Annotated in this window: 22 protein-coding genes; 4 read left to right on the top strand and 18 right to left on the bottom strand. The window is 68.3% G+C overall.

Translation table 11 applies throughout. The annotated features are described in order from the left end of the window. Positions 1-3: 3 nt before the first annotated feature. The 14 genes from K225_RS0101660 to K225_RS0101725 form a co-directional block, all read right to left on the bottom strand. Complete coding sequence (locus K225_RS0101660; RefSeq protein ID WP_026434790.1) at positions 4-1,014, bottom strand: SIS domain-containing protein; 1,011 nt, start codon at positions 1,012-1,014, stop codon at positions 4-6. Beyond that, a complete protein-coding gene (gene nagA / locus K225_RS0101665; RefSeq protein WP_026434791.1) occupies positions 1,004-2,140 on the bottom strand; it encodes an N-acetylglucosamine-6-phosphate deacetylase in 1,137 nt (378 codons plus the stop codon). Before nagA ends, K225_RS0101660 begins: the two co-directional genes overlap by 11 nt. Beyond that, entirely contained in the window at positions 2,137-3,024 is an 888-nt protein-coding gene (locus K225_RS0101670) for an ROK family protein (protein WP_026434792.1), read from the bottom strand. Before K225_RS0101670 ends, nagA begins: the two co-directional genes overlap by 4 nt. After that, entirely contained in the window at positions 3,021-3,755 is a 735-nt protein-coding gene (locus K225_RS0101675; protein ID WP_202900004.1) for an N-acetylmannosamine-6-phosphate 2-epimerase, read from the bottom strand. Before K225_RS0101675 ends, K225_RS0101670 begins: the two co-directional genes overlap by 4 nt. 38 nt (positions 3,756-3,793) lie before the next feature. Then, positions 3,794-4,864: an ABC transporter ATP-binding protein gene (locus K225_RS20145; protein WP_051248585.1), complete on the bottom strand. Its 1,071-nt coding sequence runs from the start codon at positions 4,862-4,864 to the stop codon at positions 3,794-3,796. Beyond that, complete coding sequence (locus tag K225_RS0101685) at positions 4,861-5,853, bottom strand: ABC transporter ATP-binding protein (protein ID WP_202900005.1); 993 nt, start codon at positions 5,851-5,853, stop codon at positions 4,861-4,863. The genes K225_RS20145 and K225_RS0101685 overlap by 4 nt, the downstream gene beginning before the upstream one ends. A 26-nt stretch (positions 5,854-5,879) precedes the next feature. Next, positions 5,880-6,800, bottom strand: coding sequence for a dihydrodipicolinate synthase family protein (locus K225_RS0101690; RefSeq protein WP_026434795.1), 921 nt, complete (start codon positions 6,798-6,800; stop codon positions 5,880-5,882). After that, positions 6,797-7,693, bottom strand: coding sequence for an ABC transporter permease (locus K225_RS20150; protein WP_034711569.1), 897 nt, complete (start codon positions 7,691-7,693; stop codon positions 6,797-6,799). The genes K225_RS0101690 and K225_RS20150 overlap by 4 nt, the downstream gene beginning before the upstream one ends. A gap of 4 nt (positions 7,694-7,697) precedes the next feature. Further along, complete coding sequence (locus K225_RS0101700; protein WP_026434796.1) at positions 7,698-8,651, bottom strand: ABC transporter permease; 954 nt, start codon at positions 8,649-8,651, stop codon at positions 7,698-7,700. A 99-nt stretch (positions 8,652-8,750) separates the two neighbouring features. After that, the gene (locus K225_RS0101705; protein ID WP_026434797.1) at positions 8,751-10,298 is read right to left on the bottom strand and encodes an ABC transporter substrate-binding protein; all 1,548 of its coding nucleotides are present in this window, start codon (positions 10,296-10,298) and stop codon (positions 8,751-8,753) included. Between the two features lie 79 nt (positions 10,299-10,377). After that, positions 10,378-11,163 (bottom strand): FadR/GntR family transcriptional regulator, encoded by a 786-nt coding sequence (locus K225_RS20155; RefSeq protein WP_162143875.1) that lies wholly within the window; start codon positions 11,161-11,163, stop codon positions 10,378-10,380. 91 nt (positions 11,164-11,254) lie between these two features. Beyond that, positions 11,255-12,373: a YjhT family mutarotase gene (locus K225_RS0101715; protein ID WP_081679574.1), complete on the bottom strand. Its 1,119-nt coding sequence runs from the start codon at positions 12,371-12,373 to the stop codon at positions 11,255-11,257. A gap of 404 nt (positions 12,374-12,777) precedes the next feature. Continuing rightward, entirely contained in the window at positions 12,778-14,202 is a 1,425-nt protein-coding gene (locus tag K225_RS0101720) for an FAD-binding oxidoreductase (protein WP_026434799.1), read from the bottom strand. 131 nt (positions 14,203-14,333) lie between these two features. Next, positions 14,334-14,693: an EF-hand domain-containing protein gene (locus K225_RS0101725; RefSeq protein ID WP_026434800.1), complete on the bottom strand. Its 360-nt coding sequence runs from the start codon at positions 14,691-14,693 to the stop codon at positions 14,334-14,336. Between the two features lie 147 nt (positions 14,694-14,840). Here K225_RS0101725 and K225_RS0101735 point away from each other — a divergent pair, with 147 nt between their 5' ends. Next, positions 14,841-15,416 (top strand): cob(I)yrinic acid a,c-diamide adenosyltransferase, encoded by a 576-nt coding sequence (locus K225_RS0101735; protein WP_026434801.1) that lies wholly within the window; start codon positions 14,841-14,843, stop codon positions 15,414-15,416. A gap of 228 nt (positions 15,417-15,644) precedes the next feature. Here K225_RS0101735 and K225_RS0101740 read toward each other — a convergent pair whose 3' ends face one another. The 3 genes from K225_RS0101740 to K225_RS0101750 form a co-directional block, all read right to left on the bottom strand. Beyond that, positions 15,645-16,067: a hotdog fold thioesterase gene (locus K225_RS0101740; RefSeq protein ID WP_026434802.1), complete on the bottom strand. Its 423-nt coding sequence runs from the start codon at positions 16,065-16,067 to the stop codon at positions 15,645-15,647. A gap of 86 nt (positions 16,068-16,153) precedes the next feature. Then, entirely contained in the window at positions 16,154-17,671 is a 1,518-nt protein-coding gene (locus K225_RS0101745) for an acetyl-CoA hydrolase/transferase family protein (RefSeq protein WP_026434803.1), read from the bottom strand. Positions 17,672-17,789: 118 nt separating this feature from the next. Continuing rightward, entirely contained in the window at positions 17,790-19,079 is a 1,290-nt protein-coding gene (locus K225_RS0101750; RefSeq protein WP_026434804.1) for a solute carrier family 23 protein, read from the bottom strand. A gap of 156 nt (positions 19,080-19,235) precedes the next feature. On the opposite strand from K225_RS0101750, the gene K225_RS0101755 reads away from it, so the two are divergent. Then, complete coding sequence (locus tag K225_RS0101755) at positions 19,236-21,359, top strand: acetoacetate--CoA ligase (RefSeq protein WP_026434805.1); 2,124 nt, start codon at positions 19,236-19,238, stop codon at positions 21,357-21,359. Positions 21,360-21,391: 32 nt separating this feature from the next. On the opposite strand, the gene K225_RS0101760 is transcribed toward K225_RS0101755, so the two are convergent. Next, the gene (locus K225_RS0101760; protein ID WP_026434806.1) at positions 21,392-22,321 is read right to left on the bottom strand and encodes a LysR family transcriptional regulator; all 930 of its coding nucleotides are present in this window, start codon (positions 22,319-22,321) and stop codon (positions 21,392-21,394) included. A 127-nt stretch (positions 22,322-22,448) separates the two neighbouring features. Here K225_RS0101760 and K225_RS0101765 point away from each other — a divergent pair, with 127 nt between their 5' ends. Further along, on the top strand, positions 22,449-23,423 hold the full coding sequence (locus tag K225_RS0101765) for a tripartite tricarboxylate transporter substrate binding protein (protein ID WP_026434807.1): 975 nt from the start codon (positions 22,449-22,451) through the stop codon (positions 23,421-23,423). Between the two features lie 82 nt (positions 23,424-23,505). Further along, a complete protein-coding gene (locus K225_RS0101770) occupies positions 23,506-24,663 on the top strand; it encodes an acyl-CoA dehydrogenase family protein (protein ID WP_026434808.1) in 1,158 nt (385 codons plus the stop codon). The last annotated feature ends 5 nt before the right edge of the window (positions 24,664-24,668 follow it).

The raw sequence follows: 24,668 nt of genomic DNA on the forward strand, positions 1-24,668 counted from the left end.
GTCTCACTGGGTGAGAGTCACCTTCGACAGGTGGCGCGGCAGGTCGGGGTTGTAGCCGCGCGCGCGGGCCAGGGCCTCGACCATCGGATAAAAACTCTGGATCGCAGCGATCGCATCCAGATCCTCATGGCCCGTGGCCACCAGCGGCAGCTGCGCGCCCGGCGTTCCCTCGGGAGCGGCCAGCAGCACATGCCCGCCCCGCCCCCGCATCTCGTCGGCCAGGGCCAGCAAGCCCGCCTGCGCGGGCCCCCGGGGGGCGAACACCAGCAGCGGGTAGCCGGCCTCGACCAGGGCCATCGGACCATGCTTGACCTCGGCGCCCGAGAACGCCTCTGCCTGCAGCGCGCAGGTTTCCTTGAACTTGAGCGCCGCCTCCATGGCGATGGCCAGCCCGGTGCCGCGTCCGATGACGAACAGCCGGTCGGCCTGGAGCAGCGCCGGCACCGCCGCCTGCCAGTCCTGCTGGGCGGCCCGCTGCAGCACCTGGGGCAGCGCCTCCAGCGCCGCATGCAAGGCCGGGTCGCCCTGCCAGGACGCCACCAGCCGCGCGCCGCTCACCAATTGCGCGATGTAGCTCTTGGTCGCGGCCACGCTGGTTTCCGGGCCGGCGTGCAGGGGCAGCACCCAATGCGCCGCCCGGGCCAGGGGCGATTCAACGTCGTTCACCACGGCCAGGGTCCGCGCGCCGTTCTCGCGCAGAAAACGCGTGGGGGCGATGAGATCGGGGCTCTGCCCGGACTGGGAGAACGCCACCGACACCAGGCCCCGGGTGTGCAGCTGCGCCTGGTACAGCGTGACCAGGGACATGGGCAACGAGGTCACCAGCCGCCCCAGCCGGGCCATCACCAGATAGGCCATGAAATGCGCAGCGTGGTCGGAGCTGCCCCGCGCGACGGTCAGCATGCCCTCGGGCGGGTGCGCACGCAGATCGGCGCCCAGGGCGGCATACACCTCCCGGTCCTGATCGAGCAGGCGGGCAACCACCTGCGGCGCCTGTAGCGCCTCAGCGCGCATGTTGGACGAGTTCAATTTCTTCTCCTTGTACGAGTACACGTTGCAGTTGCAGTCCACGGTCCATCACCACCAGGTCCGCGCTCAGGCCGGGCGCAATGCGGCCCAGCCCGGCGGCGCCAAGGTGGTCGGCCGGATAGGTCGAGACGCGCCGCGCCGCGTCATCCAGGGGCAGGCCGATCTCGAACACCAGATTGCGCAGCGCCTGGTCCATGGTGAGCACGCTGCCGGCCAGCGTGCCATCGGCCAGCCGCACCCCGCCCAGGCATTTGTGCACGCGCTGCTGGCCCAGGCTGTATTCGCCGTCCGGCATGCCCGTGGCGGCCGTCGAGTCGGTGACGCAGAACAGGCAGGGAATGGCGCGCAGCGCCGCCCGGATCGCTCCCGGGTGCACATGCTGCAGATCGGGAATGATCTCGGCATAGCGCGCATGCGCCAGGGCCGCCCCCACCATGCCCGGCTCGCGGTGGTGCAGCGGGGTCATCGCGTTGAACAGGTGGGTGAAGCCCGTGGCCCCTTGCGCCAGGGCGGCCAGGCCGTCCTCGTAAGAGCCACTGGTGTGGCCGATCTGCACCACGAACCCCGAGGCCCGCAGGGGGGCCACCAGTTCCAGGTGCCCCTCGATCTCGGGCGCCAGGGTGATGAGCCGGATCGGCGCGAGTGCGTTCAGCGCCTGCATTTCGGCCAGCGCCAGCGGCCGGGCGAAGGCCGGCTGCGCCCCCAGGCGGCGGTGGTTGATGTAGGGGCCCTCCAGGTGCACGCCCAGCACGCGCGCGCCCTGCCGGGGGCGCTCGCGGCAGGCCGGCGCCAGCGCCCGCAAAGCGGCCTCGATCTCGGGCATGGGTGCGGTCATCGTGGTGGCCAGCAGCGTGGTGCTGCCATGCTGGGCGTGGCAGCGCGCCACCTGCTGCACCGCGTCGCCGCCCTGCATGATGTCAAACCCGTTGCCGCCGTGGACATGCAGGTCGATGAACCCGGGCAGAACCACCGGCGCGCCGCCCTGCAGCACCGCCTCGGTGGCCATGGGCGTCCCCCGGACGGCCGCGATGAGCCCCCCGTCGAGCACCACCTGGCCCGCCACGAAGCCCTGCGGCGTGAGGATGCAGCCGTCGATCGTGCGGGACGTCATGCCTGCCCCTGCAACGGCTGGCGCACGGCCCAGGCCGCGACGCCGACCAGGCCGGCGTCGGCCCCCAGGCGCGCCACATCGACCGGCAGGCGGTACAGCGGCGGCAACTCGGCCAGCGCCGCCTCCACCAGCGCGCGCATGCCCGCCGCCAGCCCCACGCTGCCGCCCAGCACCACCTGCTGCAGGTCCAGCTGGGCATGGGCACTGGCCACGGCGCTGGCCACCGCCCGCGCGGCACGCCACAGGATGTCCTGCGCCTCGGGCACGCCCTGCGCGACCCGATCGAACAATTCCGCACTGCCCAGCACCCGCCCGAACCGCCCGCTGGCCTGCCGGGCCAGCGCCGTGCCCGAGGCCACGGTTTCAAGACAGCCCCGACGCCCGCAGCCGCAGACCATGGGCCCATCGGTGGGCGCCACATCGACCGCCATGTGGCCCAGGTGCCCGGCCAGCCCCTGCGCGCCCCGCCGCAATTCGCCATCCAGGACCAGCCCGCCCCCCACACCCGTGGACAAGGTGAGGTACAGCAGGTTGCTGCACTCCGCCTGGCGCAAGCCGTATTCGCCCCAGGCCGCGGCCTGGGCATCGTTGAGGGCCAGCACCGGGCAACGCAGCAGCGCGCGCAGCCGCGGCACCAGCGGGTAGTCGTTCCAGAACGCAATGGTGTTGCGGTTGACGCCGCGCACCCGCTCCCCGTCGGTGTAGCCGGTCACGGCGACGGCGGCCAGCGCGGGCGCCGGGCGGCCTTGGGCCAGCGCCGCCAGGGTGGCCAGGAACTCCGGCTCGCTCGCGGGCATGGGCAGTTGCCGGCGATCGTGGCAGACGCCATCGATCACGGTGGCGGCGGCGATCTTGGTGCCGCCGATGTCGATGGCCAGGGTCATGCCTGCACCCCCGCATCCGCGTGCGCACGCTGCAGGGCGTGGGCAAACCATTCGGTGATGTGCTCGATGCGCGTGATGGCCGAGCCCACCGTGACCCCGAAGGCGCCACTGCGCAGCGCCTGCGCGGCCTGGGCCGGCGTGCGCAGCCGGCCCTCGGCGACCACGCGGCAGCCCGCGCGCGCGAGCCGTTCGACCAGCCCGAAATCGGGCTCCTCGCCCGACAGGTGGGCGGTCTCCTCGGTGTAGCCGGACAAGGTGGTGCCGATCAGCTCGCAGCCCAGGGCCCAGGCCGCCAGCCCGTCGGCATCGGTCGCGCAGTCGGCCATCGCCACGCACCCGGCGGCATGCACGGCGTCCCGCAGAGCCTGGACGCTGGCCGGGCGCACGCGGTGGGTCGCATCGAAAGCGATGATGCGCGCGCCTGCCGCGGCCAGGTCCTGCACGTCCTGCACGAACGGCGTGATGCGCACGGGCGAGTCCTGCAGGTCGCGCTTGACGATGCCGATGACCGGCACCCGCACGGCGGCGGCCACGGCCCGCACGTTGGCAACGCCTTCGATGCGCAGCGCAACGGCACCGCCATCGACCGCGGCCTGCGCCATGGCGACCACGATGTCGGTGCGGTCCATGGCGCTGCCAGGCAGGGATTGGCAGGAAACGACCAGCCCGTGCTGCTGCACGGCCAGCCACTGCGGAAGGGGCGAAAGGGGCATAGCGGGGGAAGGGGACATGGAAAACTCGGGATACGGGGGCGTGCGGCGTGCAACGCTCAGAGGGTGGGAATGAATCCGGCAGGGCGGCCAGGCATGGGGGCGCAGCCGGCGGCGGGCGCGGCAGGCGCGCCCTCGTGCAGCCAGCACCGCACGGAATGCGCCGCGGCGGCCGTGCCCAGCTCCATGGCCGGGGGCGGCGTCTGTCCGCAGCGCGGCTGTGCGTGCGGGCAGCGGGTGTGGAACACGCAGCCTGCCGGGGGATTGAGCGGGCTGGGAATCTCGCCACCGACCGCCTCCGCGTCCAGCATGTGCTGCTCCGGGTCGGCCACGGGCGAGCTGCGCCACAGGGCCTGGGTGTAGGGGTGCTGGCCTCCGTCGTGCAGCGCCTGCCGGGGGGCCAGCTCCATCATGCGGCCCAGGTAGAGCACCAGCACCCGGTCGCACAGCGTGTGCACCAGCGGCAGGTCGTGGGTGATGAACACGATGGCCAGGCCGAGCTGCTCGCGCAGTTCGAGCAGCAGGTTCGTGATCTGGGCCTTCACCGATGCGTCGAGCGCGGCCACGGCCTCGTCGGCCACCAGCACCCGGGGCTTGAGCGCCAGGGCCCTGGCGATCACGATCCGCTGCTTCTGCCCGCCCGACAGCTCGTGCGGGTAGCGCGTCAGCACGGCATGCGGCAGATTCACCACATCCAGCAGCCGGCGGATCTCCTGCTGCTGCTCGGCCCGCGTGCCCCGCCGGTGCAGCTGCAGCGGCTCCAGCAGGCATTGCTCGATCGACATGCGCCCGTTGAGTGCCGAGTGGGGGTCCTGGAACACCATCTGCAGGTCGCAGCGCAGCCGCTTGAGCTCGCGGCCGCGGTAGCCCGCCAGGTCGCGTCCGGCATACGACACGGTGCCGCGGCTGGGATCGAGCAGGCGCAGCGCCAGCTTGCCCAGGGTGGACTTGCCGCTGCCCGACTCACCCACGACCCCGAGGATTTCACCGGGCCGCAGGGAAAACGAGATGTCGGTGAGCGCATGCAGGCTGCGCGCCGGCTGGAAGAAGCCACGCCGGGTGTCGAACTGCATGCAGACCTGGTCGAACTGCAGCAGGGCATCGGAAGGAGGAGGGAGGGAGGCGCTCATGGCAGAAGGGGGTAATGGCAGCGCACGGGGTGGCTGGACGCGGCGTCCCAGGCCGGAGAGACGCTGCGGCAACGCTCGTCGGCACGGGAGCAGCGGTTGGCAAAGCGGCAGCCCACGGGCTCGCCGTAGACCACCTCGACCTGCCCGGGGATGCCCTTCAGCGGCCCGCTGGCACCAGGCCGCGGCACGGCATCGAGCAGGCCGCGGGTGTACGGGTGGCGCGGATTGCGGAACAGCTGCGCCGTGCTGGCCTGCTCCACCAGCTGGCCGCCATACATGACCGCCACGCGGTCGGCCACCTGCGCCACCACGCCCATGTCGTGGGTGATGAAGAGCACGCCCATGCCGACCTCCGCCTGCAGCCGCCGGATCAGCCGCAGGATCTGCGCCTGGATGGTCACATCCAGCGCCGTGGTGGGCTCGTCGGCAATCAGCAGCGCCGGCTTGCAGGCCAGCGCCATGGCGATCATCACGCGCTGGCGCATGCCGCCGGACAGCAGGTGCGGGTATTGGCGCGCCCGCAGCGCGGGGTCGGAGATACCGACCAGCGCGAGCAGTTCGACGGCCCGCTGCTGCGCCTCGCGCCCCCGCGCCAGGCCATGGATCTCCATGGCCTCGGCCACCTGGTCGCCAATGCGCTGCAGCGGGTTCAGCGAGGTCATGGGCTCCTGAAAGACCATGGCCAGCTGCCGTCCGCGCGCATCCCGCATCTGGCGCGGGCTGAGCGCCAGCAGGTTGCGCGCCGGCTGGCCGCCTCCCGCATGCAGCCAGCACTCTCCGCTGAGCTGCGCCCGCCCGCCCAGCAGCTGCATCAGCGACAGCGAGGTCACCGATTTGCCGCTGCCCGACTCACCGACCAGGGCCAGGGTTTCGCCACGCCGCACCTGGAAGCTGATGCCGTTGACGGCCTTGATCTCCCCGTGCGGCGTGGCGAAGCGGGTGCTCAGATCCCGAACGTCGAGCACCAAAGTAGCGTCTGGCATCACCATGTTCCCCTGCGCTTTGCTGGTGCCGGTCAGAGCAATCCGCCCTGGATGAGGATGGCCTTCACGCGGTCGGCCTGCTCGTCGGACAGCGGCTTGTTGGGGCGGCTCATGTGGCGGTGCGGAATCAGGCCCATCAGCTGCATCGCGGTCTTGAAGCCGCCGACGCCAGACGCGTTGGGGCTGGTCTGGGGGACGCCCTGGAACACGATCTGGAACAGCGCGATGAGGCGCTCCTGCTCGGCGCGGGCCGCCGTCCAGTCGCCGCGCCGCGCGGCGTCGTACAGGCGCACATAACCGGCCGGATCCACGTTGCCCAGGCCCGGCACGATGCCGTGCGCGCCGCCAAGCATCGCGTAGTCGCAGACGATTTCCGATCCGGTGAGGATGGAGAAGTCGTCCCGGCCCGCGAAGTCGCGCATCACCATGCGCATGTTGCCGTCGTCACCGCTGCTGTCCTTGAGCGCGCAGATCACGCCGTCCTCATAGAGGGTGCGCAGCGTGGGCCGCTCCAGCTTGGTGTGCACGCACACCGGCAGGTCGTAGGCCAGGATGGGCAGGTCCACCGCGTCGCGCACCATGCGGAAGTGGTCGATGGTCTCTGCCTGGCTGGTGCGGGTGTAGAAAGGCGCCGTCACCACCAGGCCGTCCACGCCGGCCGCACGGGCCTGGCGGGCATGCTCCACCACCCGGTCGGTGGCGGGGTCCATGGTGCCGGCGACCATCGGCACCTGGCCGTTGTTCTCCTGCGCGATGGTGGCCAGCACCTCGGACCGCTGGAACTCGTTGAGGAACACGCATTCGCTGGTCGATCCGAGCACGAACAGGCCATGCACGCCGCCGTCCAGCAGATGCCGGACCACACGGCGCAGCGCCGGCTTGTCGACGTGAAAATCGGGGGTCAACGGCGTGACGACGGGGGGCACGACGCCGTGTAATTTCAGGGAACTCATTCAACGGACTCCTTGTTGGACTTGGGATCGAAGGCATGGCGCAGGCCGTCACCAATGAAGTTGGCGGCCAGCGCGGTAAAGACGATGAACAGGCCCGCGGGGAGCCATATCCAGGGGTATTGCTTGAGCACCGAGGCCTCGCGGGCAATCGACAGCAGGCTGCCCCAGCTGGCGTCGGGCAGCTGCACCCCCAGCCCGAGGAACGACAGCCCCGCCTCGGCCATGATGGCCGCGACGAAACCGAGGCTGGCAAACACCACCAGCACGTCGGTGGTGTTGGGAATGCAGTGGCGCGCAATGATGTACAGGTCACCCGCTCCCATGACCCGCGCGGCGGCCACGAAGTCCGCCTCGCGGATGCTCAGCACGCGGGCCCGCACCAGGCGGCAGGCCAGGGGCCAGGACAGTGCGCCGATGATCCAGATGGTGTTGGCGGTGCCCGAGCCGATGACTGCCGACAGGGTCAGCAGCACGATGACGGTGGGAAAGGTCATGACGACATCGACCAGGCGCATCACCAGGTTGTCGATCCAGCCCCCGAAGTACCCCGCCAGCGCGCCCAGCACCGTGCCGATGACCAGCGCGATCAGCACGCTGCACACGCCCACCAGCAGCGAGATCTGGCCCGCCGCCAGGGTGCGCGCCAGCATGTCGCGGCCGGTCTGGTCGGTGCCCAGCCAGTGCACGGCATTGGGCGCCTGGCGCGCCGCCGTGAGATCGATCCCGTTGGGGTCGAAGGCGCAGATCTGGCGCGCGAAGATGCACAGCAGCGCCACGACGGCGAACATCACCACGCCGGTCATGGCGATGCGGTCGGAGGCAAAGCGCCGGAACTTGGCCCGGATCGGGCTGGTCCCCCGGACGGGGGATGCAGGGGCAGCAGGGGTGGTCATGGCTTCAGCGCAGGGAGATGCGTGGGTCGATCCACGCGTAAATGACATCGGTCAGCACGTTGACCGCGAGGATGGCGACCGCCATGAAGAGCGTGATGCCCATGATCAGGGGGTAGTCCCGCGTCTCGACGCCGTCGATGAACAGCGTGCCCATGCCGGGCCAGGAGAACACCGTCTCCAGGAACACGGCGCCGCCGATCAGCGCACTGAAATTGGCGCCGATCACCGTGACGATGGGAATCAGGGCGTTCGGGAACGCGTGCGACAGCAAGGCCTGGGTGCGGCTCAAGCCCTTGGCACTGGCCGTGCGCATGAAATCCTGGCTCTGCACCTCCAGCACGCTGGAGCGGGTGTAGCGCATCAGGATCGCAATGAACTGGATCGACAGCACCGAGGCCGGCAGCACCAGGTGGTGCAGCACGTCCTGCCAGCTGCCGTCGCCCGGCGTGGCGTAGCCCGCCGTCGGGAACCAGCCCAGCAGCAGCGCGAACACGTACATCGCCAGGATGCCCAGCAGAAAGGCTGGCCCGCTGATGCCCAGGTAGGCCAGCAGCGACAACGCGAAATCCAGCTTGCCATGGGGCCGGCGCGCCGCCACCAGGCCCAGCGCCACGCCCAGCACCGCGCCCAGGCCCAGCCCAGCAAAGGTGAGCATCAGCGTGGCGGGCACCCGCGACATGATGGTGCGGTACACGGGTTCACCGTCCTTGTAGCGGTAGCCCAGGTCCCCGCGGGCCACCTGGGCCAGCCACAGGCCAAAGCGCACGGGCAGCGGCCGGTCCAGGCCCATTTCGTGGCGCAGCATTTCCTTCTGCTCCAGGCTGAGGCTTTGGCCGGGCGGCACGAAGGCATCCACGGGGTCGCCAGGCGCGGCGTTCACAAGCACGAAGACCAGGGCCAGGATGGCCAGGAAGGTCGGCAGGCTGACGAGCAGGCGTTTGAGCAAAAATGCAGGCATGAGTCGATCCACCCCGGCGGCTTGCCGGGTGTTGCAGTCACATCGCGAGGGTCTTGTGCGGCCCGCCATTCCCCTGAATGCGCGGGCCAGGGTCCACCCTTACTGAACGCTCCAGGTTTCCGCGTTGTCCTGGTAGCGGCCACCGCCCGGCGCGGGGGTCCACACCATGTTCTGCACCTTGTTGCCAATGCCGCCAAAGCGGTGAGAGACCCACAGCGGCCCCCAGGGCAGCTTGGCGTTGGTCACGCGGCAGATGTTCTTGTAGATCTCGGGCCGCTTGGCGGCCTGGGTTTCCTGGCGGCCTTCGTCGAACAGTTTGTCGAGTTCGGGCAAGGCCACGCGCATCCGGTTCAGGCCCTTGGGGGGCGCGTAGGCCGAGTCCAGCAGCGGCGCCAGCGTGTCCGGCTCGGGGCCGTTGCCGCCGCCCGCGAACACCAGCGTGAACCGGCCGGAGTCGACCACCCGGGAGAAGCCCGGACCGTCCAGGAAACGGGGCACGACCTGGACGCCGACATCGGCCAGCTGGGCCTGGATGGTGGCCACCACGTCCTTGGAGAGCTGGTCGCCGTAGTAGGTCAGCAGTTCCAGGGGCTCGCCCTTGATGCCGTTCCAGCCCGCTTCCGCCAGCAGCTGGCGCGCCTTGGCGGGGTTGTAGGCGTAGGGGTTCAGGTCGCCCGCCACGTACTGCTTTTGCGTGTAGATGCAGTTGCCCAGCACCGCCTGCCCGCCGTACAGGCTCTTGACGATGCTGGCGCGGTCGATCGCCATCATCATGGCCTGGCGCACGCGAACGTCCTTGAACCGTGGCTCGGCATTGTTGAAGCCCAGGTAGTTGAGCACCTGCGAGGCGCCGGAAACCACCTTGAAGGCGCCATTCTTCTGGCTCTCCTTGACCTGGTCCATGGTCAGGTAGCTGAACTGGATCTCGCCCGCCTGCAGCGCTATCGCGGCCGCGCCACCGTCCTTGTAGTAGCGGTTGATCAGCTTGTCGAGCTTGGGGCGGCCCCGGAAGTAGTCGGGGTTGGCGACCAGTTCGACATACTGGTCGGCCTCGTATTTGCTCCACTTGAATGGCCCGGTTCCCACCGGGCTGGCGCGCCACCAGTCGGCGTTGCGCAGATCCTTGACCGAGATGCCCGAGAGCTGGTGCTCGGGCACGATCATCAGGTTGGTCAGCGTGTCCAGGATGGGCGTGTTGGGTTCGCTCAGCGTGAGGACCACCGTCTGCGGGTCGGGGGTGGTGATGCCCGTGATGCTGTCCAGGCGCGGGGCAAACACGCTGCCCAGGTCAGGGTTGCGCACCAGATCCAGGGTGAACTTGACGTCCTTGGAGGTGAAGGGCTTGCCGTCGTGCCACTTGACGCCCTTGCGCAGATTGAAGGTGATGGCCTTGCCGTCGGGCGAGACGCTCCAGCCCTGGGCCAGATCGCCCGAGATGCGCTCGAAGTTGACGTCGTACAGCGCCAGGGTATTGAAGTACTTGTTGTACCAGGTGAAGCCCGCGCTGGCCGTCAGCGGGTTGAACTTCTGCGGGTTGCCACCCGGGCCGACGTCAAAGGCCCCGATCAGGACCTTGTCGGCCGCCTGGGCCCCCAGGGCCATGGTCATCAGCAGGCCGGCCACAGCGAGACTTCTCTTCAATACCATGTCATCTATCCTTGGTTGCGGGTTGAGGGTGAGGGGTAAGGGGGCAGAAATCGCACCGGCGGCACGGGCCGGCAGCGTGTCATTTGTTCAATCGCTCCAGTCGGCCCGCCAGGTCCAGGCCGCCAGCGGCTACCTGCTGCACCAGCGCCTGGGCCTGCCGCCCCTGTGCCGCAGTGCCCTGGGACGCGGCCTGCTGCAGGCGGCTGAAGATGGCGCGGAAATGCTTCTGGTGTTCTTCCAGCAAGGCGGCCTTGTCGCCCCGGTCGATCACTTCGGCAATGCGCAGGTGGTCCTGGGCGGTGGACTCCAGCGCCCAATGGTCCGGAGCGGTGTCCGACTGGTTGAGGCGGTGGAACACCCGCCAGAACAGGTCGATCAGGCGCGACAGGAAGGGGTTGTCCAGGCAACGGTACATCGTGGCGTGGAACTCGCCGTCTTCCTGCTCGAAGTCCCGGCCCTCCTTGGCGGCGGCCACCATGTGTTCGGCCAGTTCGCGCAGGCGCGCCTTGTCTTGGGGGCTGATCCGGTCCACCACCTGGGTCACCACGCCCAGTTCGATGGCCGCCCGCACCTGCAGCAGGTCATACAGGCTCTTGCCGTCGGCAACGATGGAATACGGCAGGTTCTCGATGATGGTGTCGAACGAGAACGGTGCCACGAAGACCCCTTCGCCATGGCGCGACTCGACGATCCCCAGGGATTCCAGCGCCTTCATGCCTTCGCGCAGCGACGGCCGGCTGATGCCCAGCTCCTTGGCCAGCACGGCCTCGGGCGGCAGCGGATCGCCCATCCCCAGGCGATTGACTTCGATAAAGCGTTTGATCTCCAACTGGGCTTGTCGGTATGCGGGTACACGGGTGGCCATGGATTGATTCCCTTCGGTGTTCATTGGGCGGACGCCACTCGTCGGACAACAGAAGTCTTAAGAGGGCATACCAAGTATGCGACACCTTGCGTCATGGCCTGTCACCTTGGGCGCAACCGTGGGCCGCGACGCCATCCCAGCGCAGGCACTGCACGGCGGCACTGGCCGCGCCGCCCTGCCGTTCGCCACCGACCAGCAGCAGCCCCTGCGGCACGGGGAACGCCAGCCCATGGGCCAGCCCCCAGGGCAGCGAACCCACGCGGCGCCACGCACCGCCCACCAGCGCATGGACATCGCCATGCCAGGTCTTGGCAAGCCCTTCATGCGCGTACCGCCGGCCCGCCCGGTACTGCGCCCAGGCGCCCGGAAAATTCGTGCCCCCTGCCACCAGCAGGCTTCCGTCCACATAACCGGCAAAGGCACCGGCCAGCCCCTCCGGCTCCGGCGCACCGCCGGCCGCTGGCGGGCAGGGCAGCGGCTGCCAGTCCAGCGCTGTGGCGCCCACCCGGGCCTGCCAGGCATCGCGGGACCGCAGCCCGGGCTTGAGTTCGCCCTGGACCAAGGCCACGCACCCGCCCTCCCGGGCCACGGCGGCGCCCAGCGTGGGCGCGAACGGCAGGCGGCCCAGCCCCTGCCAGCGCTGCGTCACCGGGTCGAAGCACAGGGCCTCGGCATTGAAGCCATAGGCCTTCGGCTCGCGCTCCAGGTAGTCCCGCGTGACGGCCAGGCGCTGCGCCTCATCATCCCCGGCCTCGGCCAGGCGGGCCAAGAACCCTTCCACCACCGCCTTGCTGGCCCCCCCGAGGAACAGAATGCGGCCATCAGCCAGCGCGCAGGCCGCTGCGCCCAGCAGCCCCACCGGCGCGTGCACCGGCAGCAACTCCCAGGCATCGGCCACGGGGTCGTAGCGGTGGATGTCATCGAACAGCACCTGGCTGCGGCCGTCGGCCGCCAGGCCCAGCCCGCCAAACACATAGACGGCGCCAGCGGAAGCCACCGCCACTGCCTGCTCACGGGGCGCGCCGGGAAAGGGCGCCCGCACCACCCAGGCCGGCGAAGGAGCCGCCAGGCTCAACCCGAACCATGCCGAACCTGCGGAACCCAGGCCCGCATACACCGTGCCCGCCACCCGCGCACCCGCGCCGTGCTTCAACGGCTGGGGAAGATCGGGATAGCCGCAGGCCGTTCCGGGATGGGTGGAGACATTCATCTTACTTGACTTCAGTTATCTGACCTCTGATATGTCGAAAGTTTAGGGGCAGAAACCGCGCATGGCAAGGTCCGTGGCTCAGGGTTTTCCCGGCATTGCAGACCGCCCTGCGTTGGCCGCGGCGGTAGCCTGCAGCCCTGTCCGAACAACGCATGTACCCTGCCGCACGGCATCGGCATCGGCATCGGCATCGGCAATGCTCTGGCTCTGCCGCGCAGACCTGGAAAAACGGGGGGATGGAAGAAGAGCCTGCTCAACACCAGCCTGCAGTTCATCCACCAGGCGTTCCTGGCGCTAGTGTTCAAAAGATGTTGAACACGTACCAGGCACGCCACTTTTCAGGGGTAAGGTCAGGGCAATAAAAAAGCGCCGCAAGCGGCGCTTCTGAAATCCGTGCTGCCAGTTCACAGCGCAAAAATCTTCCCCGGATTCAGGATGTTCTTCGGGTCCAGTGCCCGCTTGATGGCGCGCATCATGTCCACCGCGCCCGCGCCGGTTTCGTCGACCAGGAAGCCCATCTTGTGCAGGCCCACGCCGTGCTCGCCGGTGCAGGTGCCGCCCATGCTGAGAGCCCGCGCCACCAGCTTGTGGTTCAGGGCTTCGGCGGTGATGCGCTCCTGGGGGATGTTCGGGTCGAGTAGGTAGCCGAAGTGGAAGTTGCCGTCGCCCACATGGCCGACCAGGAAGTAGGGGATGCCGCTGGCCTCGGCTTCGTCCACCGATTCGAGCAGGCAGTCGGCCAGGCGGCTGATGGGCACGCAGGTGTCGGTGCTGATGGCGCGGCAGCCCGGGCGGCTTTGCACGGCGGCGAAGTAGGCGTTGTGCCGCGCCGTCCACAGCCGCGTGCGCTCTTCGGGCGTGCTGGCCCATTCAAAGGCGTTGCCGCCGAACTCGCGGGCGATCTCCTGCACGGTTTCCGCCTGTTCCTGCACGCTGGCGGGTGAGCCGTGGAATTCCATCAGCAGCATGGGCTCTTCGCGCAGGCCGAGCTTGCTGTGCGCGTTGACCATGCGCACGCTGTGGCGGTCGATCAGCTCGACCCGCGCGATGGGCACGCCGAGCTGGATGGTCTGGATGGTGGTGCGCACGGCGGCCTCGATGCTCGGAAACGAGCAGATCGCGGCGCTCACGGCCTCAGGCAGCGGGTACAGGCGCACCGTCACTTCGGTGATCACGCCCAGCGTGCCTTCGCTGCCCACCATCAGGCGCGTGAGGTCGTAGCCCGCGCTGCTCTTCTTGGCGCGCGTGCCGGTGCGGATGACCTCGCCGCTGGCCGTGACGACTTCGAGCGCCAGCACGTTCTCGCGCATGGTGCCGTAGCGCACGGCGTTGGTGCCGCTGGCGCGCGTGGCGCTCATGCCGCCGATGCTGGCGTCGGCGCCGGGGTCGATGGGGAAGAACAGGCCGGTGTCCTTGATGGCCTCGTTCAATGCCTTGCGCGTGATGCCGGGCTGCACCGTCACGGTGAGGTCGTCGGCGTTGATGCTGAGCACCCGGTTCATGCGGCCCACGTCGATGCTGATGCCGCCCTGCACGGCCAGCAGGTGGCCTTCGAGCGACGAGCCGGCGCCGTAGGGAATCACCGGCACCTCGTACTGGCTGGCCAGCGCCACGGCATCGGCCACGTCGCGCGTGCTTTCGGCAAACACCACGGCCGAGGGCGGTGGGGCCTGCAGCGAGCCTTCGTCGCGACCATGCTGTTCGCGCACGGCCTGCGCCAGCGAGCACTGCGCACCAAAGCGGTTTTGCAGCGCGTCGATGAGGGCCTGGGGCACCTCGCGCAGATGGATGGCGGGCAGCAGGTGCGAGGCGGTGGCAGGGGCGTTCATGGCGGTCTCCGGGTAGCGCAAAAGAATACCACCGGGCACCTGGCAATGCGCCGTGATGGGGCGGTAAGCCTCACCACGGCGCAGCGTTTTCAAGGGACGTGGCGGCTGTCGTGCCGCCGGTGTTTCAAGGGTCAGGGCTTGGCTCCCTTGTCGAATTCGGCGCGCGACAGGCTGCCGTCGCGGTCGGTGTCGAGCTGCTCGAAGCGGTTCCCGATGGCTGGCAGCGTAGCGGCTTCCTCGGGGCTGAGCTTGCCGTCGGCATTGGCATCGGCGCGGTCAAAGGCGGCCGCGGCGGAAGGACCCATTCCAGCGGGCGCGGCGGGTTTGGGAGAAGACGTGGCGGGTCCGAGCGATGGGCCCCCTTGTGCCTTGGGCGCCGTGGCCGGTGCGGTCTGGGCCTGCAGGGCAGCGGCGCCGCCCAGCGAGAGTGCGGCGAACAACAATACGCTGCGGGCGTCAAAGGCAGAGGTGCGGCGTTGAATGGCTTTCATGGGATGAAGAGCTCCGTCAAAGTTGAACAGGGTTTCATTGCACCGCAGCATGCCGTGCGGGGCCAGCAGTTTTGCCTGCTGTTGCCCCAGTCAACATTTGCCTGCCTGGTGTAACGGACAATGGGCGCCGCAGTACAAGGAGCACCTATGGGCAACCGACTCACACAGATCGCCACCCGCACGGGCGACGATGGCACCACCGGCCTGGGCGACAACACACGCGTGTCCAAGGACAGCCCGCGCCCCCATGCTATGGGCGATGTGGACGAACTCAATTCGCACCTGGGCCTGCTGCTGTGCGAGCCCCTGCCGCAGGAGGTGCGCGAGCTGCTGATTGACGTGCAGCACCAGCTGTTCAACCTGGGCGGCGAGCTGTCGATTCCGGGGTTCGAGCTGCTCAAGGACGAGGCCGTGCTGCAGCTCGATGCGGCGCTGGCGCATTACAACGCGGCGCTGCCGCGCCTGCAGGAGTTCATCCTGCCTGCCGGCACGCGCGCTGCGGCCCAGGCCCATGTGTGCCGCACCGTGGCGCGCCGCGCCGAGCGATCCGTGGTGGCGCTGGGCAAACAGGAAGCCGCACGCGAAACCCCGCGCCACTACCTCAACCGGCTTTCCGACCTGCTGTTCGTGCTGTCGCGCGTGCTCAACCGCATGGACGGCGGCGATGACGTGTACTGGAAGAGCGAACGCTTGGCGCGAGGTGCTGGCAACGACAGCGAATAATGCTATTTAAAACATGGCTATTCGCGCTTTGTGAATAAGTGCCAGGGTCGTTTTTCGTAAAACGTATGCGTCGTAACTGGCGCCCTGAAACTGGCGCCGCCCCCACCAGGACCACCGCGCAAGGGCCGCCAGCATTCCAGGGTACGGCGCTGGTGGTGTCCCCCTTCCCGACTTGCGCAGCAAGTCGAGAGAAGGGGGAAGGCGCGCAGCGCCACAGGGGGATGAACCCTACTTCGGCGCCAGGATGGCCATGGTGATGCGGGACACGCAGGTCAGCTCGCCCGCGTCGTTGGCCATGTCGATCTGCCACACCTGCGTGGTGCGGCCAATGTGCACGGGGCGGGCCGTGCCCGTGACCCAGCCGCTGGATGCGGCACGGATGTGGTTGGCATTGATGTCCAGCCCCACGCCGCGGTGGCCTTCGGGGCAGGCGTAGAAGGCGCCGATGGAGCCCAGGGTTTCGGCCAGCACCACGCTGACACCGCCGTGCAGGATGCCGAAGGGCTGGCGGGTGCGCTCGTCCACTGGCACGCGTCCGCGCAGGAAATCGTCACCTACCTCGGTGATTTCTATGCCCAGGTGGGTGGCGGCGGTGCGGGCATTGGTCTCGTTGAGCAGAGACAGCGAAATGGGTTTCTTCCAGACGGACATGGGGCTCCTTGGGGCAGGCAGTGCCAGCGTGGTCGGCATTATCTGTGCGCCGGCGCGGTGGCGGGTGTCGCCACCGCGCAGCCCGGTCAGGCCGGGCGCATGTTGCCGGTTTTCACGAAACGCTCATGCCAGGACAGCGCTTCGCCCAGGATGTGCGGCGTGTGCTGTGGCCCCTGCTGGCGCGCGCGGTCGAAGTAGTCCTGCAGCTGCGGGCGGAAATCAGGGTGCGCGCAGCGGTCGATGATGACCTGGGCGCGCTGGCGCGGCGACAGGCCGCGCAGGTCGGCCAGGCCCTGTTCGGTGACGATGATCTGCGTGTCGTGCTCGGTGTGGTCCACATGCGAGACCATGGGCACGATGCAGCTGATGGCGCCGTGCTTGGCCACCGAGGGCGTGACGAAGAACGACAGGTAGCCGTTGCGCGCAAAGTCGCCCGAGCCGCCGATGCCGTTCATCATCCCCGTGCCCATCAGGTGGGTGGAGTTGATGTTGCCGTAGATGTCGGCCTCGATCATCGAGTTCATGGCAATGATGCCCAGGCGGCGCACCAGCTCGGGGTGGTTGGAGATTTCCTGGGGGCGCAGGATGATGCGCTCGCGGTAGAAGTCGATGTTCTTCTCGAAATCCTCGTAGGCGCTGCGGCTCAGCGATATCGCCGTGGCGGAGGCCTTGCCCATCTTGCCCGCCCGCAGCAGGTCCAGCATGCCGTCCTGCAGCACTTCGGTGAAGCCCAGCAGGTTCTCGAAAGGCCCGTGCAGCAGGCCGGCCAGCACCGCGTTGGCCACGTTGCCCACGCCCGACTGGATGGGCAGCATTTCCTTGGGCAGGCGGCCCACCTTCATCTCGTGCGCGAGAAAGTCGATGATGTGGCTGGCAATCTGGTTGGAGTTCTCGTCCGGCGTGGCAAACACGTTGTCGCGGTCGCCCTGGTGGGTCTCGACCACCGCAATCACCTTGGCCGGGTCCACCTGCAGATACGGCTGGCCGATGCGGTCGTCCGCATGGGTCAAGTTGATGGGCACGCGGCGCGGCGGAATGGCTGTGCCGTAGTAGATGTCGTGCATGCCTTCCATCCGTGCCGAAGTCTTGGTGTTGACCTCCAGGATCACCTGGTCGGTAACCTCCAGCCAGGTCTTGTTGTTGCCCACGGCTGTGGAGGGGATCAGCAGGCCGTCGGCCGTGACGCCCAGCACTTCGATCACGGCAACCTGCATGGGGCCGAGAAAGCCAAACCATGCGTGTTGTGCGACGTGCGACAGGTGCATGTCGATGAAGTTGATCTCGCCCGCGTTGATCTTGGCGCGGCAGGTCGGATCGGTGTTGAAGGGCAGGCGCTGGCCCAGGGCATCGGCTGCGGCCAGGGCACCATCGAGTTCGGGGGCGGTCGAGGCGCCTGTCCAGACGTTGATCTTGTAGGGTTTGCCGGCGGCATGCTCGGCCCTGGCCCGGGTGGCAATGGCCTGGGGAACGGCCTTGGGGTAGCCCGCACCGGTGAAACCGCTCATGCCGACGTTGGCGCCGCTGGGAATGAGCGCTGCCGCCGCTTCGGCCGACATGACGCGTTGAAGGAAGGCTGGGTGGCGTACCCGATCGGCCAGGGACATGGGGGAAAGCTCCGCAACGGTGGATGGGCACCGGCGCACCGGGTGCGCCGGGTCAACCTGCGGATTTTAGCCGGGCCGGGCGAGATACTAAGGGTTTACCCGCATTAGCGACCGGCGATCACCCGCCTTTGCGGTTGAGCAGCGCGTACAGCAAGATGGCGCCAAAGGTGGCGGTGCCGATGCCGCCCAGCGCGAACTGGCCGAACTTGAGCGTGAAGTCGCCCGTGCCCAGGATGAGCGTGATGGCGGCCACGATGAGGTTCTTGTTCTGCGAAAAATCGACCTTGTTGTCCACCCAGATCTTGGCACCCGCCACGGCGATCAGGCCGAACACCACGATGGACACGCCCCCCATCACCGGCAACGGAATCGCCTGGATTACGGCACCGAACTTGGGGCTGAAGCCCAGCACGATGGCGATCAGCGCCGCCACCAGGAACACGGCGGTGGAATAGATCCTGGTGGCCGCCATCACGCCGATGTTTTCTGCGTAGGTGGTCACCCCGGTGCCGCCGGCCGCGCCGCTGACCATCGTGGCGATGCCATCGCCGATGAAGGCGCGGCCCATGTACTGGTCGAGGTTCCTGCCCGTCATGGCCGTGACGGCCTTGATGTGGCCCAGGTTCTCGGCCACCAGGATGATGACCACCGGCGCGATCAGCAGCATGGCCGGCGCACTGAACACCGGGGCCGCAAAGCTGGGCATGCCGAACCAGGGCGCGGCCAGCACGGCCGACAGGTCGAGTGGCTTGCCCAGGCCCAGGCCGTTGGTCAGCACGGCGTAGATGATGCTGGCCACGACCAGGCCCACCAGGATCAGCAGGCGCTGCACCATGCCGCGCGTGAGCACCGCCACCAGGCCGACGCTGACGAAGGTGACCACCTGCATCCAGCTGTCGAAGTTGCTGGCGGCCATGTTCTTGATGGGGATGCCGGCCAGGTTCAGGCCGATCACCGCCACCACCGAGCCGGTCACCACGGGCGGCATGAAGCGCTCGATCCAGCCCGTGCCCATGATCTGCACGATGGCACCCATCGCGGTGTAGAGCAGGCCGCAGGCGATGATGCCGCCCAGCGCCAGGCCGATGTTGGCGTTGGGCCCCTTGCCGGCATAGGACGTGGCGGCAATCACCACGCCGATGAAGGCGAAGCTTGAACCCAGGTAGCTGGGCACCTTGCCGCCGGTGACGAGGAAGAAGATCAGCGTGCCGATGCCGCTCATCAAAATGGCCAGGTTGGGGTCGAACCCCATGAGGATGGGCGCCAGTACCGTCGCGCCGAACATCGCAATCACGTGCTGCACGCCCATGGCGCCCGTTTGTGGCCAGGGCAGGCGCTCATCGGGTGCGATCACGCCGCCTTGCTGCAGCGCGTCGGCGCTTTTCTCCCTCCAGGTCATGAAGCCCATGGATTTTTCTCCGTTGTGAATTGATGTCGCGCATCGTAGGGGATTTGGGCGTGGTGCAAGCGCTGCGGGCGCGGTTTTCTGCGTGTCGCGCCAGCGACTGGGCACGCGGTAAAACCCCGTGGCGCTGCGCGGACCGGGCGCTCTACGCTTGCCGCCATGCATCCCCCCTACCTGCCCCAGATACGCCGGTACCAGAACTGGCTGCGCGAACAGCGCGGCCTGCGGTTTGCCGATTACGACGCCCTGTGGCGCTGGTCCACCACCGACCTGGATGCGTTCTGGCAAAGCATCTGGGACTACTTCGATCTCCAGTCGCCGACACCGCACACCGCCGTACTGGCCAAAAACACCATGCCGGGCGCGCGGTGGTTCCCCGGCGCGCAGGTCAACTATGCCCGCCAGGTGCTGCGCCATGCCGATGCGGCCCACGCTGGCGGCCAGCCGGCCATCATCAGCCGCAACGAAAAAGGCCAGCACCGCGAACTGCCCTGGCCCGAGCTGCGCCGCCAGGTGGCGTCGCTGGCACTGCACCTGAAGGCCCAGGGCGTGCAGCCCGGCGACCGGGTGGCTGCCTACCTGCCCAACGTGCCCGAGGCCATGGTGGCCTTTCTGGCCACGGTGAGCATTGGCGGCGTGTGGAGCATCTGCGCGCCCGACATGGGCACGCATGCCGTGCTCGACCGCTTCCGCCAGATCGAGCCCAGGGTGCTGATCGCCGTGGACGGCGTGACCTACGGCGGCCGCGACCTCGACCGACTGGCCGTGCTGGCCGAGCTGCGCACGGCCCTGCCCAGCGTGCGGCACACGCTGCTGCTGGGCAACCTGGATGCCACGGTTTCAGTCGCTGATTGCGCAGACTGGAGAGGTGCTACGGCCAGAAATGATGCGGAAACGGCAGCTTTCGAGCCACTGTGGCTGCCCTTCGACCACCCGCTGTGGGTGGTCTATTCGAGCGGCACCACCGGCTTGCCCAAGCCCATCGTGCATGGCCACGGTGGCATGCTGCTGGTGGCGCTGCAGCTCGGCGCGCTGCACAACGACGTGGGTTGCAGCTACGCACCCAACAGCCTGGGCGAACGCTACCACTGGTACAGCTCCACCGGCTGGGTGATGTGGAATGCGCAGATGGCAGGCCTGCTCTCGGGCACCACCTGCGTCATCTTTGACGGCAACCCCGGTGGCAGCAAGGAGCAGCCCGACTGGGGCCGGCTCTGGCGCTTTGCAGCCGAGACCGGCATCACCTACTTTGGCGCGGGGGCGGCCTTCTATGCCAATTGCATGAAGGCGGGGCTGGATCTCAGGGACTGTGGCGACCTGACCCGCATCCGTGCGCTGGGCACCACCGGCTCGCCACTGTCGCCCGAGGTGCAGCAGTGGGGCACGGCGCAGTTCCGAGACATCAGGCGCCTGGCGGTCGAGACGCCCGCCACCGCCGGGCTGTCCACGCCCGCGCAGGCAGGCATGGAGCCGCAGCCCGGCGTCTGGTGGAACAACATCTCGGGTGGCACCGATTTCTGTGGCGCCTTTCTGGGGGGGCACCGCGAGCTGCCCCAGGTGCCCGGCGAGATGCAGTGCCGCATGCTCGGCGCGGCGGTGGAGTCCTGGAACGCAGAGGGCGTGCCGGTGATGGACGAGGTGGGCGAGCTGGTGTGCACGCAACCCATCCCGTCGATGCCTTTGTTCCTGTGGGGCGACAAGGACGGCTCACGCTATCTCTCCAGCTACTTCGACATGTACCCGCCGGGCCATGGCCGCCGACCCGGTGGCGGCCATGGCCCGGCCGCGATGGGCGCCGTGTGGCGCCATGGTGACTGGCTCAAGATCGGCAGCAATGGCGGCTGCATCATCTATGGCCGCAGCGACGCCACCATCAACCGCCATGGCCTGCGCATGGGCACGAGCGAGATCTACAGCGCGGTCGAGGCCCTGCCCGAAGTGCTCGACAGCCTGGTGGTGGACCTGGAATACCTGGGCCGCAACAGCTACATGCCGCTGTTCGTGGTGCTGCGCCCCGGCAGCACGCTCGATGACGCCCTGCGCGAGCGCATCAACGCCGCCATCCGCAGCAGCTTGAGCCCGCGCTTCGTGCCCGACGCCATCGTGGCCGTGGCCGAGGTGCCGCGCACCCTGAGCGGCAAGAAGCAGGAACTGCCCATCAAGAAAATGCTGCTGGGCCAGCCCATCGACACGGTGGTCAACAAGGACGCCATGGCCAACCCGGGCTGCCTGGCCTGGTACGCGGACTTTGCCGCACGCCATGCGGTTGGCAACGCTATATAAATAATAGCTTGCAAGCGTTTTTTCAATATGATCTAGAGCCTGCTTTTATCCATTTCCTGCGCGGGGCGCGGCACGGTGGAAAAGCCCATGGCATGCTCGGTGAAGCGCTCCACCAGCCGGCTGGTCTCGCCCGCCCGCCGCGCCAGCGCAATGCCCACCTGGAAGCCGGCCGGGGTGTCGGTGAGCGCCAGGCATTTCACGCCCGGCGGCATCACCAGGCGCGCCACGCCCGCCACCAGGCCCACGCCCAGGCCGGCGGCCACCAGGCTCATGATGGTCTGCACCTGCGCCGCCTCCTGCGCCACGCGCGGTGCAAAGCCCGAGAGCTGGCAGCGCAGCAGCGCCAGGGCCGAGAGGCCGGGCACCTTGTCCTGCGGGTACATGATGAAGGGCTCTCCGGCCGCGTCCGACAGCGCGATGGCGCCGCGTTGTGCCAGCCGGCTGTTCGCGGACACGGCCAGCACGAAATCGTCACGGTCCATGGGCAAAAGCGCGAACGGCTCGGGATGCAGCACCGGGTAGCGCACAAACCCCACATCAAAGCGGCGTGCCAGCAGCCCATCGAGGATTTCGGCCGAGGTGCCCTCCGACAGCTCCAGCTCCATCTGCGGGTAGCGTGCCCGCAACGAGGGGATCAGCTCGGGCAGCAGGGCATAGGTGGCCGAGCCGATGATGCCCAGGCGCAGCACCCCGCCCAGGCCCTCGCGTGCGTCGGCCACGGCCTGCCGGCAGCGCTCTGCGTGGAACAGCGCCAGGCGCGCGTCGGGCAGCATGGCCTCGCCCTCGGGTGTCAGGCGCACCCCCGTGCTGTGGCGCTCAAAGAGCCGGCTGCCCAGTTCTTCCTCCAGCTTGCGCACCGATACCGACAGCGGCGGCTGGGCGATGTGCAGCAGCTCGGCCGCGCGATGGAAGTTGCCGGTTTCCGCCAGGGTGACGAACTGGCGCAGCTGGCGCAGGTTCATGTGATATCCAATAAATATCGGTTTGTGAATTTTTAATATTAGACAGCATGGTCACCGGTTCCTACAGTTCCGCGCAGGGCTCGCAACAGGAACGGGCACCCACAACAGAGTCGACGAAGGAGACACCGTGACGCAATCCCGTAGAACCGTGGCCGGCGCATTGCTGGCATTGGCCGCTGCCGCCCTGGCCCCCGCTGTGCAAGCCCAGGCATTCCCCTCCAAGACCATCAGGTTCGTCGTGCCCTTTGGCCCCGGCAGCGGCACCGACACCTCGGCGCGCTATTTCGCGCGCAAGCTGGGCGATCTCACGGGCCAGCCCGTGGTGGTGGACAACAAGCCCGGCGCCAACGGCTTCATTGCCGTCAAGCAGGTGCTCTCCGCGCCGGCCGATGGCTATACCGTGTTCATTGGCAGCAACTCCACGCTGGCCGTGAACGCGGCCCTGTTCAAGGAGCTGCCCTACGACCCGGTGAACGACTTCGCGCCATTGACCATGATGATGCGTTCGCCCGCCATGATCGCCACCATGCCCAAGGCGCCCTACAGCGACCTCCAGGGCCTGATCGCCCATGCCAAGGCCCACCCCGGCAAGGTGAACTTCGGCGCGGGCTCGGCCGGCTACCAGCTGATGGGCGAACTGCTCAACGACAAGGCCCAGATCAGCACCGTGCATGTGCCCTTCAAGGGCGCCGGCGAAACCATGACGGCCGTGGCCTCTGGCACCGTGGACTACACCTTTGCCGAAGTGACCGCCGTGCAGGAGCTGGCCAAGGGTGGCCGCGTGAAGGTGCTGGCCGTGGCCTCCGACAAGCGCGTGGCCGCCGCGCCAGAGGTGCCCACCGCCGCGGAAGCGGGGCTGCCGGGCTTCGAGGCCTACACCTGGGTGGGCGCCATGGTCAGCGCCAAGACGCCCGCCGCCGAAACCGCCAAACTGGCCGAGTTGTTCACCGCCATCTCCAGGATGGACGAAACCCGGGACTTCTATGCGCGCATCGGCGCCACCGCCATGACCGGCGGCCCCGCGCAGATGCACGAGTTCCAGAAGAACGAGATCGCCCTGTGGAAGCGCATCGTGACCCAGGCCAAGGTGCCGCTGCAATGAGCGAACGCCCCGCCGTGCTGGCCCGCCACCTGGGCCTGTCGCCCACCCCCTTGCAGACCTGCAAAGACCATGGAGTTTTAGGATGAGCACTCTGGATTCACTGGCGCTCACGCGCATTCCCGCCGAAGACGAGGCGCTGCGCGCCGAGGTGCGCGCCTTCCTGCAGCAGGCCATCCAGGACCTGCCCGCACACATCCGCGCGCGCTCCTGGGGCGGCTACAGCAGCGAGCTGAGCCGCCAGCTCGGGCAAAAGGGCTGGCTGGGCATCACGCTGCCCACGCAATACGGCGGCGGCGGGCGCAGCGCGTTCACGCGCTATGTGCTGGTCGAGGAGTTCCTGGCCTGCGGCGCGCCCGTGGGCTCGCACTGGATCGCCGACCGCCAGAGCGCGCCGCTGATCCTGAAATACGGCACCGAGGCGCAAAAGCAGTTCTACATCCCGCGCGTGTGCCGCGGCGAGGCGTTTTTCTGCATCGGCATGAGCGAGCCCAACGCGGGCTCGGACCTGGCCAGCGTGAAGACGCGCGCCGTGCCGAACGAACAGGGTTTCCTGCTCAACGGCCAGAAGATCTGGACCACCAATGCCCACCACTGCCAGTACATGATTGCGCTGGTGCGCACCTCGGGCAGCGCCGAAGACCGCCACAAGGGGCTGTCGCAGGTGATCGTGGACCTGTCGCTGCCCGGCGTCACGGTGCGACCCATCGAGGACCTGTCGGGTGACAGCCATTTCTGCGAGGTGTTCTTCGACAACGTGCAGCTGGGCGCCGACGCCCTCATCGGCGCCGAAGGCCAGGGCTGGGAGCAGGTCACGGCCGAGCTGGCGTTCGAGCGCAGCGGGCCCGAGCGCCTGTTCTCCTCCATCGTGCTGTTCGACCAGTGGCTCGACTACGTGCGCACGCCCCAGGGCCGCAGCGAATCGGCGCGGCAGCTGGCGGGCAAGGTGCTCACGCAGCTCGCGCCGCTGCGCGCCATGTCGGTGTCGGTGCAGGAAAAGCTCACCCAGGGCGCCAGCCCCATCGTCGAGGCCGCACTGGTGAAAGAGCTGGGCACCACGCTGGAGCAGATGATTCCCGCGGCCATCGCCGACGACCTGTTTGCGCGCGATGTCGAGGATGTGCCGGTCGAGCTGCTGCTGACCCTCAAGTACGTGACGGAGGCCTCGCCTTCGTTCTCGCTGCGCGGCGGCACGCGCGACATCCTGCGCGGAATGATCGCTCGCGGTCTCGGATTGCGTTGATTGGG

This window comes from Acidovorax sp. JHL-9, from assembly GCF_000426205.1.
Lineage (GTDB): Bacteria > Pseudomonadota > Gammaproteobacteria > Burkholderiales > Burkholderiaceae_C > Acidovorax > Acidovorax soli.

Excerpts from the sequence above, each read along its gene's own strand:
- K225_RS0101690 (WP_026434795.1), bottom strand. The coding sequence starts at position 6,800 with ATGAGTTCCCTGAAATTACACGGCGTCGTGCCCCCCGTCGTCACGCCG.
- K225_RS0101750 (WP_026434804.1), bottom strand. The coding sequence starts at position 19,079 with ATGGGCTTCATGACCTGGAGGGAGAAAAGCGCCGACGCGCTGCAGCAA.
- K225_RS0101770 (WP_026434808.1), top strand. The coding sequence starts at position 23,506 with ATGAGCACTCTGGATTCACTGGCGCTCACGCGCATTCCCGCCGAAGAC.
- K225_RS20145 (WP_051248585.1), bottom strand. The coding sequence starts at position 4,864 with ATGAGCGCCTCCCTCCCTCCTCCTTCCGATGCCCTGCTGCAGTTCGAC.
- K225_RS0101700 (WP_026434796.1), bottom strand. The coding sequence starts at position 8,651 with ATGCCTGCATTTTTGCTCAAACGCCTGCTCGTCAGCCTGCCGACCTTC.
- K225_RS0101755 (WP_026434805.1), top strand. The coding sequence starts at position 19,236 with ATGCATCCCCCCTACCTGCCCCAGATACGCCGGTACCAGAACTGGCTG.
- nagA (WP_026434791.1), bottom strand. The coding sequence starts at position 2,140 with ATGACGTCCCGCACGATCGACGGCTGCATCCTCACGCCGCAGGGCTTC.
- K225_RS20155 (WP_162143875.1), bottom strand. The coding sequence starts at position 11,163 with ATGGCCACCCGTGTACCCGCATACCGACAAGCCCAGTTGGAGATCAAA.
- K225_RS0101715 (WP_081679574.1), bottom strand. The coding sequence starts at position 12,373 with ATGAATGTCTCCACCCATCCCGGAACGGCCTGCGGCTATCCCGATCTT.
- K225_RS0101705 (WP_026434797.1), bottom strand. The coding sequence starts at position 10,298 with ATGGTATTGAAGAGAAGTCTCGCTGTGGCCGGCCTGCTGATGACCATG.
- K225_RS0101660 (WP_026434790.1), bottom strand. The coding sequence starts at position 1,014 with ATGCGCGCTGAGGCGCTACAGGCGCCGCAGGTGGTTGCCCGCCTGCTC.
- K225_RS0101735 (WP_026434801.1), top strand. The coding sequence starts at position 14,841 with ATGGGCAACCGACTCACACAGATCGCCACCCGCACGGGCGACGATGGC.
- K225_RS0101675 (WP_202900004.1), bottom strand. The coding sequence starts at position 3,755 with ATGTCCCCTTCCCCCGCTATGCCCCTTTCGCCCCTTCCGCAGTGGCTG.
- K225_RS0101760 (WP_026434806.1), bottom strand. The coding sequence starts at position 22,321 with ATGAACCTGCGCCAGCTGCGCCAGTTCGTCACCCTGGCGGAAACCGGC.
- K225_RS0101720 (WP_026434799.1), bottom strand. The coding sequence starts at position 14,202 with ATGAACGCCCCTGCCACCGCCTCGCACCTGCTGCCCGCCATCCATCTG.
- K225_RS20150 (WP_034711569.1), bottom strand. The coding sequence starts at position 7,693 with ATGACCACCCCTGCTGCCCCTGCATCCCCCGTCCGGGGGACCAGCCCG.
- K225_RS0101685 (WP_202900005.1), bottom strand. The coding sequence starts at position 5,853 with ATGGTGATGCCAGACGCTACTTTGGTGCTCGACGTTCGGGATCTGAGC.
- K225_RS0101745 (WP_026434803.1), bottom strand. The coding sequence starts at position 17,671 with ATGTCCCTGGCCGATCGGGTACGCCACCCAGCCTTCCTTCAACGCGTC.
- K225_RS0101740 (WP_026434802.1), bottom strand. The coding sequence starts at position 16,067 with ATGTCCGTCTGGAAGAAACCCATTTCGCTGTCTCTGCTCAACGAGACC.
- K225_RS0101725 (WP_026434800.1), bottom strand. The coding sequence starts at position 14,693 with ATGAAAGCCATTCAACGCCGCACCTCTGCCTTTGACGCCCGCAGCGTA.
- K225_RS0101670 (WP_026434792.1), bottom strand. The coding sequence starts at position 3,024 with ATGACCCTGGCCATCGACATCGGCGGCACCAAGATCGCCGCCGCCACC.